Raw genomic sequence first — 12,549 nt, 5'->3', positions numbered from 1 at the left:
CGGGCGCGCGTGGAGGGGGCAACCGGTTGACTGTTAAACAGGCAAAAGAAATGAGCGAGGCTGGTGTCTAGGCTTTTAGGGGCGGCTCATGGCGGGCTGTGGGGCGACAGCCCTATGACATCTAAATCAGTGCAAATATGCGCTCTCGGCGTCTTCGTCCGGGGTTTCAACCGGGTCGAGCACCAACAGCAGTCTGGTTTCACCTGTGCCGGCAATCGGGGGGAGCGATGCAGCAAGCCCGAAAGCGGTGATTCCGGCCAGCGTGTTCCGCGCAGGACAATCGCTGAGCCGGTCGGCACGGTCATGATCTCTTGAGGGTCGTGGCCGTTTTCGGAAAGGCCATAATGCGTCCCGGTTCCGCGATAGGTGCAGACCAGTCGGGCCGTTACGGCATCAATGTGGAATTTGCGACAGGCATTTGTGTTAACCACATCAAGCCGCAGCCTGATGTAGGCGCTGTTCATAACGCTTGCAAAGATAGAGGACAGTGCGGAGGCGTCTTCGATCAAGAGGTTGCGGTCGGAACACTCCGGCATGCCTTGTTCGCGGGTGGCATGAATCAGCGCATCACAGACGGCTTCGGGGCGAAGGATCATGCGCGTTTTTGGCAATTGCTCCGGCGGCAGAGCATCAATCCAACGCTGGAACCGCGGTAGCGGGTCACGTTGCCAAACCGTTGCGGCGCAGGTCGGTTGGTGAATGGCAGAGAGGCCTTCGGGCGCGGAGACTGTCGTTGTGCAGTCGTCGAGTGTGGGCCTTGCGAGACTGCTGCTAATCTTTTTGAGAAACATCGGGCGGTCTCCGTTGTCTGGGTATTGGCTTCGGGCGTCTTGACCTATGGCTGGTAGGGCAATGATGAATGGTGCAGGACGATGCGCAGGGTGCCTGCCGCGTCCTTTTTGTAGCCGAAGCTTTTGTCGACCGTGGTGACGGAACCGTCCTTGTTGGTCAGCTTGATCCAGCCCATCCACATCGCGACATCACCCTGTATGAATGTGGTCGAGGTGATGCTTTCGCATGCCCGCCAGCCCATGATCGCGAAACCGTTGTCGAGCGGGTAGTCTTCGGAGTGGCCGCAGAAATAGGCCAGCGCACCTGCTTTGGTCGGGCGGAAGGTCTGTTTGCCGCTTGCCATGGTCGGTTTGAAAAGGACCGGCCCAAGGTTGTAGCCATAATAGGTGTCGATATTGGATGAAGCGACCTTGCGGGCGGCGTCGATGCCGCCCTCCTCGAATGCCTTTGAAATGGTGATTTTACCATTGCCCCAGATGGTGAGGGCTTGTTCGATCTCGGTTTGGGTGATCTGCAAGAGGGTTTCCTGTTTACTGTTATGGCTCAGTTGGCCTGCGTTGAGTTGCGTGAGGGGCGCGGCTTGGTTTGTGGGGGCGGCGATTAGTTTTTACCGCTGGGCGGTTGCGCCTCGGCGACCAGTGCCTGCACCGCGACGTCCAGCGGCACGGTTTGGGTTTTGTCGGTGCCGTGGCGGCGGATGGTGACGGTTTGTTCCTCGGCCTCTCGCCCGCCGAGGGCGATCTGCACGGGGATCTTTTGCAGCGCATGTTCGCGCACTTTGTAGCCGATCTTTTCGTTGCGTAGGTCGGCCTCGACCCTGAGCCCGGCGGCTTTCAACGCGGCTGTGACCTCGTTCGCCCAATCATCGGCGGCACCCGTCACGGTGGCCACCACCGCTTGCACCGGCGCGAGCCAGAGCGGCAGGTGTCCGGCGTGGTGTTCGATCAGAATGCCGGTGAAGCGTTCGAGCGAGCCAAAGAGCGCCCGATGCAGCATGACCGGGGCCAGCTTGTCGCCCGACGGGGCAACATAGGTCGTGCCGAAGCGTTCCGGCAGGTTGAAGTCGACCTGAAGCGTGCCGCATTGCCAATCGCGCCCGATGGCATCGCGCAGGACGTATTCCAGCTTGGGCCCGTAAAACGCGCCTTCGCCTTCGAAGATCGTGTAGGGGTGGCCCGCTTGATCCAGCGCTTCGCGCAGCGCGTCTTCGGATTTGTCCCAGCTTTCATCGCTGCCGATGCGGTTTTCAGGGCGTGTCGACAGTTTGATGCGCACATCGTCAAACCCGAAATCGCGATAGATCGACAGGACCAGATCGTTAACCTTGAGGCATTCCTCGGTCAGCTGTTCGGGCGTGCAATAGATATGCGCGTCATCCTGTGTGAAGCTGCGCACCCGCAAGAGGCCGTGTAGCGCGCCCGAGGGCTCATACCGATGCACTTTGCCGAATTCGGCGATCTTCAAAGGCAGGTCGCGATAGCTTTTGACGCCTTGTCCGTAGATCAGCATATGGCCGGGGCAGTTCATCGGCTTTAGCGCATAGTCGCGGTCATCCTCGGTCTTGGCGAGGAACATGTTTTCGCGATAGTTCTGCCAATGGCCGGAGGTCTCCCAAAGGGCGCGGTCCATGATGTCGGGGGAGTTTACCTCGACATAGCCTGCGTCCTCCTGACGGTCGCGCATGTAGCCGATCAGCGTTTGGAACAACCGCCAGCCTTTGGGGTGCCAGAAGACCGAGCCGGGCGCGACCTCTTCAAAATGAAACAGGTTCATCTCGCGGCCCAACCTGCGGTGATCGCGCTTTTCGGCCTCGGCCAGCATCACCATATGCGCATCGAGTGCGGCTTTGTCGGCAAAGGCCACGCCGTAAATCCGGCTGAGCATCTGGTTGTTGCTGTCACCGCGCCAGTAGGCCCCCGCCACACGGGTCAGCTTGAAGGCGCTGCCCGCGTCGCCGGTGCTGCGCATATGCGGACCACGGCAAAGGTCAAGCCAGTCGCCCTGACGGTAGATTTTGACCGCCTCGCCTTGGGGGATCGCGTCGAGCAGGGCCAGTTTGTAAGGCTCGCCTGCTGCTTCAAAATGCTGTTGTGCCTCCTCGCGGGACCATTCTTGGCACGTGAACGGCGTCTTGGCTGCGATGATCTGGCGCATCTTCTTTTCGATGACGGGCAGGTCTTCGGGGGTGAACGGCGTGTCGCGCTCGAAATCATAGTAAAAGCCATGTTCGATCGCGGGGCCGATCGCTGTTTTGGTGCCGGGCCAGAGGGCTTGCACTGCTTCGGCCAAGACATGGGCGAGGTCGTGGCGGATCAGCTCCAGCGCGCGCGGATCATCGCGCGGCATCAATTCCACCGTTGCCCCATCGGGCAGCGTTGCCGCCAGATCGCAGACCTCGCCATTTACAACTGCGGCCACCGTGCGTTTGGCAAGGCTCGGGCTGATGGATGCCGCAAGATCGGCGGCAGTGCTGGCAGGATCAAGCGCGCGGGTTGCGCCATCGGGCAGGCGAATTTGGATCATTCCGGGGGCTTTCTTAGTGAGAGTTAGGATCGCGGGCTATGGCTTTTCCCGCCCGGTTGATTGCAGCGGCAGGGTCATCGCCCGGACGAAAAAACCGCCGATGAGGCCGCAAAGTGCCGCTGGCGCAGTCGGGTGTCTTGGGGTGGGTGAAGCGGGCAAGCATCGCTCAGACCTGCTTGCTGGCGGTGTCGACCATCATGCCGCCGGGTAGGCTCTCTCCGGCGGCGCCTTCTTCGGGGCGCATCAGAAGCACATCAAGGCTGCGCTTGAGCTCTGGCTCTTCAATGTTGCGCGCGATGACAACGACGCGGCTTGTGGTGTCGTCGCCTGACCAGCTTTTGAGCGGCACCGGCGTGTCGAAGATGTGCTGGACCCCGTGAAAGACAAACGGATACTGCAAGCCTTCGACATGCAAGATGCCTTTCATTCGCAGGATGTCCGGGCCTTTGAGTGTGATTAACGTGTCGAGCCAGAAGTCAAAAACATCTGCGGGAATGGGGTCTGTCACTTCGATGGACGCAGAAGCAATTTTGTGATCGTGCCGGTCATGCGCCGTGGACGGCGTGGGGCTAAAGGTTGCCTGTGTCGCGGGCTTGGCCGCGAAGCCCGAAAGACCCGCCAGCGGATCGGGTTTGGCCGGTTCCGACGACAGCCCGAGCCAGCTATCGACATCCGAGGATGTCACGCCTTCGCGCATCGCGGACAGGCCGAACAGCGCCCCGACGGGCACTTTTCCGTGGTCTGCATGGATGCGCCGGGCCGAGGCGTTAAGCCCCTCTAGCCGGTTTTCGAAGCGGGATAGATCAAATGGATCGACCAGATCGGTTTTGGACAGGATCAAAAGGTCGGCGATAGCGACTTGGTGAACCGCTTCGAATTGTTGGTCGAGCGTCTTCATGCCCGTTGCCGCATCGGCCAGCGTCACAACACCATCCAAGCGGAAAGCCTGTGCGATAAGACGCTCTGTGACCATACTATGAACGATCGGCCCCGGATCAGCGATGCCGCTGGTTTCGATCACGATCCTGTCGAAATCGACCGTTCCGGCATCGCGTTTGTCGAGCAATGCTTCGAACGTCTTGGCAAGATCGCCCAAGACCGCACAACAGAGGCACCCCGAGGGCAGCAATACGACCTCTTCGGTGAGCTCTTCGATCAGGTCGTGATCAAGGCCGACATCCCCGAATTCATTCATTATGACAGCAATCCGCCCGGCCTCGGGATCGCGTATCAGGTGGTTGAGCAGCGTTGTTTTCCCGGCCCCCAAGAACCCCGTCAACAAGGTGACTGGAATGCGTTTATCTTCTGGTGCCATTCTGGAGCGTGCCTCTTTACAATATAGTCGCTTTCCGTCACGCAGTGATATGTTATAACATTCTGCACTGCAAGGGAGCCAAAGAGACCGAAATGACGAAATTGGAGTTTCACCCCCGCCAGACCGTTGAACAGGTCGAAGAAGGCACGGATCTTGCGCCCAAGTTTGGCGAAGATGGTTTGATGCCCTGCATTACGACAGATGCCGCTACTGGTGAAGTGCTGATGCTTGGTTGGATGAACGAGGACGCCTTTCGGCTGACCATAGACACGGGTGAGGCGCATTATTTCAGCCGCTCGCGGCAGGTGCTGTGGCACAAGGGGGCCTCGTCCGGGTTGGTTCAAAAGGTTGTTGAAGCACGTATTGACGACGATCAGGATGCGCTATGGCTGCGGGTTGAAGTAAGCGGGTCCGGTGCGTCCTGTCATGTTGGGTATCGGTCCTGCTTTTATCGGGCGGTGCCGCATGGTGCGCAGGCGGGTGATGCGCTGACTTTCCGCGAAGACCACAAGACATTCGATCCGGTGGCGATGTATGGCGATGCGCCGAACCCAACCCAGCTCTGACACCCGTTGGATGCAACGCGCCCTTGCGCTGGCTAAGGGTGCGCGGGGCCAAATATGTTTGGCCCAATCCGCCGGTGGGCTGCGTATTGGTCAAAGATGGTGCGGTTCTGGCAGAGGCAGCCACCCATCCCGGTGGCCGCCCCCACGCAGAGCGCGCCGCAATCGAGCGCGCCACGGCACGGCGCGACGTGAGCCCCAAAGGTGCGAGCCTTTACGTGACGCTGGAACCTTGCTGTCACTGGGGCAAAACCCCGCCGTGCACGGATGCGATCATCGCGTCAGCTGTGCGCCGCGTCGTTTGTGCCATTCAAGACCCCGATCCACGGGTAAACGGCGGCGGGTTTGAGCGGCTTAGAAACGCCGGGATCGAGGTTTCGGTCGGGCTTGGTGCAGAGGAGGCAGCGCAGGTGATGTCGGGGTTCTTCCATCGCATCCGAACAGGGCAACCGGAGGTGATGGTGATCGAGCGCGAGATCGAGACCATCCCCGAGGGCGCAGACGCGCTGCTTTCAACGCGCGGCGGTTGTCTTTCATTGCATAGCAGAACCCCAGAGGGCGTTAAAACGGAGGCGATCCCCAGCGGTGCAGAGTTGGGTCTGCTCGCCAGATTGGCCGATATCGGGCTGACCAGCGTTGCTGTCTCTGCTCAGGACCGCGTTGCCAGAGCATTGCTGCGCACCGAGAGCGCCGAGGTTGAATAGGGGTGGCATGACAGAGCGCACTCCGATGCAAACCGCAAAAACCCTGTGGCACACGCAACGCATCAAGCGGTTGGTCAGGGAACGCCTTGGCGGCGGGGCGGCCTGTCTTGTTTCGGTGCGCGAAACGGTTTGCACCGACCCTGCTTGCCCCGGACTGGCGACCGAGGTTCGCATAACAAACCTGAGCTTCCACGAAACCCGCTTCACACTCCACAAGCCCGTTTCCGAAGTGTCCTATTCAGACATTGCCGAGATGCTTTGACTGCTTAGAAAATTCGGTGATTGAGATGCTGAAAGCGGTGACTCTAACCTGACGAACTGCATCTCTATCGAAGCCAAAGCCATCTTTCGGACCTTTGAGGGGTTGGGTCACATAGTCTTCACTTGTCGATGGAATATTAAGATCAAGTCACTGCGTTATGGCGCAACATTACGCAACGGAGATCATCGGAAAACGGGTGGCGCTGGCTTTTTGCCTGTGCTTAGTTATCCAAATTAGATTTTAAGGGTTAGCCTATGAAAACGACAAAGGACGTCTTGCGACTGTGCCCTGCTGTTTGGTGTCAGGGCTGTCCGCAATCATGACGACTTCTGAGCACGTTCAAAACATCAATATATTTCAGAATGTTCCGGCATTTTGCGATCTGGATGAACCGACTTTGGCCCGTATTCTGGCCGTTGCGTCCCGTAGATCAGTCAGTCGCGGCGAGGTCCTTATCCATGAAGGAGCGCCGGCGGATGATCTGTTTATCGTTCTGCAGGGTCGGTTCTCGGTCTTGGCGGCCGGAGCGCGGCCAATCGCCGAGATTAGGGTTGGTGAGCCCATCGGAGAGCTGGCTTTCTTTGCGGGAGGCGTGAGAACGGCAACCGTTGTTGCGGCGCGGGACAGTGAAGTTTTGGTGCTCTCGAATGAGCAATACAATCAGTTGTCACGCGAAGTGCCCGTCATGGATAAAACCATTCTGGCGTCCATTGCGGAACGACTGGCGCGTGTTACTGTGACCAGCCCAAAGCTGCGCCCCAGAGCGGGTGAGCTTGTGGTGGTTCTGCCTGTTCCGGGGTATGAGTTGCCAGAGGGATTTGGTGCCAAGCTTGCCGATGCCATGGCCGCACATTCCGACTGGATCGTCAGGTATGCGTCTGAAGAGACGGCCCTGATGTCAGGAGATGGCCACGATGTAGCGCGCCGGATGGCCGAGATTGATGCCGCCGATGGGCGCACTTTGATCATTTGCGATCAAGGTCCAGACGCCGCATCGACATCAGTACAGATCGCTGGGCACAGCGACACCGTTTATCTAGTGGGCAAGCAGGCGGAGTCGAGCGACCCTTTGCCTCTCTCGGATGCCGAACGTGGTTTGGCGGGCGCGATGTTGAAGGATCACCAACATCTGGTGTTGGTCCGCGACCGCTCTGAGGCGCCGATCGAGAACACGCAAGCGTGGCTTACGGGGCGCGAAGTTGCCTTGCATCACCACTTTGCGCTGGACGCGCCAGAGGATGCCGCGCGATTGGCCCGGTTTGTCACGGGGAACGCTGTCGGCTTGGTGCTGTGCGGGGGTGGCGCGTTTGGGACCGCACATTTGGGCGCGCTGAAGGCGTTGCAGGAGCACGGGCATACCGTCGACATGGTTGGCGGCACGTCGGTCGGGGCAGCGATAGCTGCGGCTTTGGCGCTTGGCTATTCGCCTGACGAGGTCATGAAACTATGCGAGCAAATCTTCGTCAAAAGTAAAGCGATGTCCAAGCTGATGGTGCCTTTGCACAGCGTGATCGACCATCGCAAGATTGACGCGGCCTTGAAGGAGCAATTCGGCGATGCGCGGATCGAAGACACGCCGATTAGTTATTATTCTGTGGCGACGAGCCTGACCAAAAACGACATGCATATCGCACGCAGTGGCCCGCTCTGGCAAGCCGTGCGCGCGTCAAGTTCGATCCCTGCTGTGTTTCCACCGATGGTGACAGACGAAGGCGAGGTTTTGGTTGACGGTGCGATGTTTGACAATGTGCCGATCTCTGCGATGCGCGATTTGAAGCCGGGTCCGAACCTTGTTTTGAATTTCAAACAAGGCCGGGAATGGCGGGTTAAGGCGAAATACGCGGATTTGCCGGGACGGTTCGAGGCGTTTTTGCGCATGTTCTGGCGCAAGCGCGGACGACCACGGCACCCGACCATCTTTTCCATTCTGACCCGTGCGATGATTGTGTCGTCCCGTCGACAGCTGGAACAGACGTCGATGGAGGGTGACATCCTGCTGGAAATCTCGACCCTGAAGGGCATGGGGTTTCTGGATTGGACCAAAGGCAGCCGGTTGTTCCATAAGGCCTATGAAGACATTAGCGCCGCATTGAGCGAGGCCGCAAAGCAGAGTGACGACAAAACCGAGCAGTTGAGGCTTGTTGCCGCTGCGATCAATAGCAAGTCTTCGGACGCGCGCTGATGAGCCTTGGCGCGGCCCTTGTTCTGCTGATCGCCCTTCAGACGAAGCATCTGGTTGCGGATTATCTGTTTCAGACGCCCTATATGTTTCGCAACAAAGGCACCTATTTGCATCCCGGTGGTCTGCTTCATGTGCTTTTACATGGGGCGCTTACGCTGGGCGTTCTTTGGGTGGGCGTTCTGGGGGTGGCCGGAACGGCATGGGGCGTCGTTGCTGTTGTCGTGATTGCTGAGATGCTTGTTCACTATCACATTGATTGGACGAAAGAGTTTATAAACAAACGCAATGGTTTAACCCCTGAAATGGCGCGGTTTTGGCATCTTCAAGGGCTCGATCAATGGCTGCATCAGTTGACGTATGTGGCGATGATTGCGGTTTTGGTCGGCGGGTGAGTTTTCTTGTTTTTGTATTCTGGAAATAAAATCTTAGCAAAGAATATGGGGTCGAAATAGCAATGTCCGAGATGGAGCAGACCGACTCCGAGCTTTCCCGCGAGCTTAGAATCCACCAAGGCGTTGAGGTTGTGGCCTCGCTGCCCGGTGTTGTTCTGGCTTATACATTTGCGCCGCTTGTCATGGTGGTGCATTCGGGCATTGGCGTGTTGCTGACATGGAAGGTTGGTGTGCCGCTCTTGCTGCTCACCGCGTTTTCGATCGTTGGCTTGTTGAACTGGGCCAAGCTACGAGGTCTGCCGCGACCGGAGTTTGTGTCAAAACGGCGGATTCGCAACCTGACCATTGCTTCGGCGATTCAGGGCAGCTTGTTTGCTTTGTTTTTGCTGGGGTTGGCCGTTGATACCGATCACAGTGGCCGGCTCTATGTTCTGACCCTCGCGATTATCTCGATCTTGGGAACTGTTGGGATCTATTCGACCAGCGTGGCGTTGGCATTCGCGATCCCGAGTATTCTTTGCGCGGCGACTTGGATCATTGCGACGGGCACGTTGTCGCCTGCCACGGGCTTGATCACATTCGCGACGGTGTCGATCACTGTTAGCCAGTTTGTCCTGCGGACGCGGCGGGCGACGCTGGCCAGTTTGGAACATGTTCTTGAAAGCCGCAAAGCGTTGAGCGAACAGTTGAACGCCGAGGAGCGTTTGCGCGCAGCCGAGGCCGACGCCGCCCGAAAAGAGCGGGAACGCCAGAACGAAGCGGTGAAACTGCAACGCGATATCATCAATGCGATTGCGTTTCCGATGGTGATTTCCGACGGAAACGAGGCGCTGGAAGTGACGCCAGCGGGTCGGGTCGTGTTCAAGGTGCCCGAAGGCCCGCTGGACGGGGTGTTGCTCAGCAAGTTTTTCGCCGACCCGAAGGACCAATTTGCCCTTGCCGCAGAAGTGGAAGCGGGCCGGAGTGTCGACAACTATGAGGTTGTGATGAAGGACACGGAAGGCACGGCCTTTTGGTGTGCCGTGTCCATGCGCCCGTTGGTCTATAAGGGGAGGGCGTGTTGGTTGAACTCGATCTATGTGATCGACGCCAGAAAACGCATGGAACAAGACCTCGCGCGGGCCAAGGACGAGGCCGAGAAGACCTTGGTGCAGTTGAAGACCGCGCAGGAGTCTCTGGTTCATGCGGAAAAGATGGCCTCGCTCGGCGAACTGACGGCTGGTATTGCGCATGAGATCAAGAACCCGCTGAATTTTGTGAACAACTTTGCCAAACTCTCGGCCGATATGATGGAAGAGCTTGCCGAGATTGTGCAAGACCCGATCCAGTCGCTTGACGAAGACGCGCGCGAGGACGCCGAAGACATCCTGACGACGGTAAAATCCAACCTGCTCAAGATCGACGAGCACGGCAAACGCGCCGATAGCATCGTCAAGAATATGCTGTTGCATTCGCGCCAAGGCAGGACGGAAATGGACAGCGCCGAGCTTGATCCACTTGTCGAAGAAAGCGTGAACCTTGCCTATCATGGCGCGCGCGCTGCTGATCCCGCTTTCAACATCGAAATCAAAACGGATTTTGGCGCGAAAGACGTTTCGATCCGCTGTTTACCGCAAGAGCTTCAACGGGTTATCTTGAACCTGTGTTCCAATGCAATGTATGCCGCCGTTAGAGAGACAACGCATCCGGAGGGCCAAGGCCCGGTTATGTCTGTCGCGACATGGACCAACGAGGATCGTGCGTTTGTAATGGTGACAGACAATGGCGGTGGCATTCCGAAGGATGTTCAGACAAAAATATTTGAGCCGTTTTACACGACCAAACCAACGGGCGAAGGGACGGGGTTGGGCCTGTCCATGAGCTTTGACATTATCAAGCAACACGGTGGCACGCTGTCTGTCGAAAGCGAGGTCGGCGTGGGAACGAGCTTTACGGTAGAGCTGCCGCTGGTGACCAAGGGCTGATTGGGGAAAGTGACGTGTCTTTGAAGATTCTGATGGTTGATGACGAACCAGATGCAGAAATTCTATTCCGGCAGAATTTCAGGCGGGAAATTCGCAAAGGGGTCTATGATTTCTTCTTTGCTCAGTCGGGCGGTGACGCGTTGACCCTTTTGGAGGGTATGGAACTGCCGGATGTTTTGGCCTTGTTGTCCGACATAAACATGCCCGGCATGTCCGGCGTCGAATTGCTGGGTGAAGTGAAGGAACGCTGGCCTGAGCTACCTGTCATGATGATCACCGCTTACGCCGATCCCGGCACAGCGGCCTGCGTTAAGCAAAAGGGTGCTCAGGATCTGGTTACGAAACCCGTTGATTTCGACTTTCTCAAACAGCAGCTAGAGCAGATGTCGGCAGGCGCCCGGGGATGAGCGGCCCGGTCCAAATTCTTGTCGTCGATGACGAACCCGACGTGGAAGCGCTTATCACACAGCGTTTCAGGCGTGAGATACGGAAAAACGAGATGTCGTTCGTCTTTGCCTATGACGGCGAGGACGCGCTGGAAAAACTGGGTGAAAATCCGGATGTCTTGATGGTTTTGTCAGACATCAACATGCCACGGATGGATGGTTTGACCCTGCTCACGCGGCTGCATGAAAGCCATCAAAACCTGAAGACGGTGGTTGTGTCGGCTTATGGCGATATGGGCAACATCCGCACGGCCATGAACCGGGGTGCTTTTGATTTTCTGACCAAGCCGCTGGATTTCGGGGATCTGGAAGCCACCATCCGAAAAACGCTGTCGCATCTGGAGGATTACCGCGCGTTGCAACGCGACAAGGCAGAGGCAGAATTGGCAAAGGTTCTTCTGTCACGCTATTTTTCCCCCAAGGTGGCCGAGGCGCTGGCCGATGCGGGCGCGGGGTCTCAATTGGGGGAGAGCGCCGCGAGGCGACGTTTCTGTTTACCGATCTAGCCGGGTTTACCAAGCTGATCGAAGGGACAGACCCCGCGATCGTCATGCGCCTTTTGAATGGCTATCTGGACGGCGTTGCAAAGATCATTTTTTCCCATGATGGCACGGTGATGAAGGTGATCGGCGACGCGGTCCATGCGATCTTTGGCGCACCTGTTTCGCAAAAGGACCATGCGGCGCGGGCTGTTGCCTGCGCGTTGGATATTGACGATTTTTCCGAAGCGTTCCGGGCTGATTGGATCAAGCAAGGTGTCGATCTGGGGGCAACGCGGATCGGGATCAACACCGGTGATGCAATCATCGGCAATTTTGGCGGCGAGTCCTATTTCGACTATTCCGCCTATGGGGATGCCGTCAATCTGGCTGCCCGGCTTGAAGCCGCGAACAAAGTGCTCGGGACGCGGATTTGCATTAGTGAAAGCGTCGTTGAGCATATCGAAGGGTTTTGCGGCCGCCCCGCTGGCAAGCTTAACATCGCGGGCAAGTCCGAGCCGATCATGGCGTTTGAGCCGCTGCGCGATGAACGTGCGAAGTCAGAGGACATTGCGCAATACCGGCAGGCCTATGAAAAGATGGCGACCGGCGACGAGGATGCCAAAAGCGCATTTGCCGCCCTAATGGCACGGATGCCCGAAGACCCATTGGTGTTGCTGCACCTGAAGCGCACGCTGGGTGGGACATGTACGGACACGATCACAGAGGTCGTTAAATAGGTGCGCCAAGCCTGCGACACAGGGGCGATCGCCTGTGCCTGCTGCGTGGCACCAACCGCACAGTTCCGTAAAGATGACATTGTCTCCTTACGCAGGACAAACTTTAGACACACCGGAGTGGTGTTACCCCGCCGAGAGAACAGCATTAGATGAGGCGGCGATGACGTGCTTTGAAGGAGTTTTGGAG

The 12,549-nt window shown here is 57.8% G+C and carries 13 protein-coding genes; 9 read left to right on the top strand and 4 right to left on the bottom strand.

The window, feature by feature from the left end; genetic code table 11:
- Positions 1–86 precede the first annotated feature (86 nt).
- The 4 genes from N4R57_20235 to N4R57_20220 form a co-directional block, all read right to left on the bottom strand.
- Positions 87–791 (bottom strand): DUF1826 domain-containing protein, encoded by a 705-nt coding sequence (locus N4R57_20235; GenBank protein UYV37251.1) that lies wholly within the window; start codon positions 789–791, stop codon positions 87–89.
- Positions 792–835: 44 nt separating this feature from the next.
- Positions 836–1,309, bottom strand: a complete 474-nt coding sequence (locus N4R57_20230) for a phosphoribosyl-AMP cyclohydrolase (GenBank protein UYV37250.1) — start codon at positions 1,307–1,309, stop codon at positions 836–838.
- Between the two features lie 83 nt (positions 1,310–1,392).
- Complete coding sequence (gene thrS, locus N4R57_20225) at positions 1,393–3,315, bottom strand: threonine--tRNA ligase (GenBank protein ID UYV37249.1); 1,923 nt, start codon at positions 3,313–3,315, stop codon at positions 1,393–1,395.
- A gap of 166 nt (positions 3,316–3,481) precedes the next feature.
- On the bottom strand, positions 3,482–4,630 hold the full coding sequence (locus tag N4R57_20220) for a GTP-binding protein (protein ID UYV37248.1): 1,149 nt from the start codon (positions 4,628–4,630) through the stop codon (positions 3,482–3,484).
- A gap of 92 nt (positions 4,631–4,722) precedes the next feature.
- Here N4R57_20220 and hisI point away from each other — a divergent pair, with 92 nt between their 5' ends.
- The 9 genes from hisI to N4R57_20175 all read left to right on the top strand — a co-directional run bounded on the left by hisI (position 4,723) and on the right by N4R57_20175 (position 12,362).
- Positions 4,723–5,196: a phosphoribosyl-AMP cyclohydrolase gene (gene hisI / locus N4R57_20215; GenBank protein ID UYV37247.1), complete on the top strand. Its 474-nt coding sequence runs from the start codon at positions 4,723–4,725 to the stop codon at positions 5,194–5,196.
- Between the two features lie 23 nt (positions 5,197–5,219).
- A complete protein-coding gene (ribD, locus tag N4R57_20210; protein ID UYV37246.1) occupies positions 5,220–5,897 on the top strand; it encodes a bifunctional diaminohydroxyphosphoribosylaminopyrimidine deaminase/5-amino-6-(5-phosphoribosylamino)uracil reductase RibD in 678 nt (225 codons plus the stop codon).
- Positions 5,898–5,904: 7 nt separating this feature from the next.
- Complete coding sequence (locus N4R57_20205) at positions 5,905–6,159, top strand: hypothetical protein (protein ID UYV37245.1); 255 nt, start codon at positions 5,905–5,907, stop codon at positions 6,157–6,159.
- Between the two features lie 319 nt (positions 6,160–6,478).
- The gene (locus N4R57_20200; protein ID UYV37244.1) at positions 6,479–8,341 is read left to right on the top strand and encodes a patatin-like phospholipase family protein; all 1,863 of its coding nucleotides are present in this window, start codon (positions 6,479–6,481) and stop codon (positions 8,339–8,341) included.
- Positions 8,341–8,733 (top strand): DUF3307 domain-containing protein, encoded by a 393-nt coding sequence (locus tag N4R57_20195; protein ID UYV37243.1) that lies wholly within the window; start codon positions 8,341–8,343, stop codon positions 8,731–8,733. Before N4R57_20200 ends, N4R57_20195 begins: the two co-directional genes overlap by 1 nt.
- 71 nt (positions 8,734–8,804) lie before the next feature.
- Positions 8,805–10,697: an ATP-binding protein gene (locus tag N4R57_20190; protein UYV37242.1), complete on the top strand. Its 1,893-nt coding sequence runs from the start codon at positions 8,805–8,807 to the stop codon at positions 10,695–10,697.
- A gap of 14 nt (positions 10,698–10,711) precedes the next feature.
- Positions 10,712–11,104, top strand: a complete 393-nt coding sequence (locus N4R57_20185; GenBank protein ID UYV37241.1) for a response regulator — start codon at positions 10,712–10,714, stop codon at positions 11,102–11,104.
- A complete protein-coding gene (locus N4R57_20180; GenBank protein UYV37240.1) occupies positions 11,101–11,649 on the top strand; it encodes a response regulator in 549 nt (182 codons plus the stop codon). Before N4R57_20185 ends, N4R57_20180 begins: the two co-directional genes overlap by 4 nt.
- A gap of 17 nt (positions 11,650–11,666) precedes the next feature.
- Positions 11,667–12,362 (top strand): adenylate/guanylate cyclase domain-containing protein, encoded by a 696-nt coding sequence (locus N4R57_20175; protein UYV39632.1) that lies wholly within the window; start codon positions 11,667–11,669, stop codon positions 12,360–12,362.
- The last annotated feature ends 187 nt before the right edge of the window (positions 12,363–12,549 follow it).

Source organism: Rhodobacteraceae bacterium D3-12 (assembly GCA_025916135.1).
Classification (GTDB): Bacteria; Pseudomonadota; Alphaproteobacteria; order Rhodobacterales; family Rhodobacteraceae; genus JAKGBX01.
The sequence above is the reverse complement of the archived record's forward strand: the minus strand, read 5'-3'. Positions and strand labels throughout refer to the sequence as shown.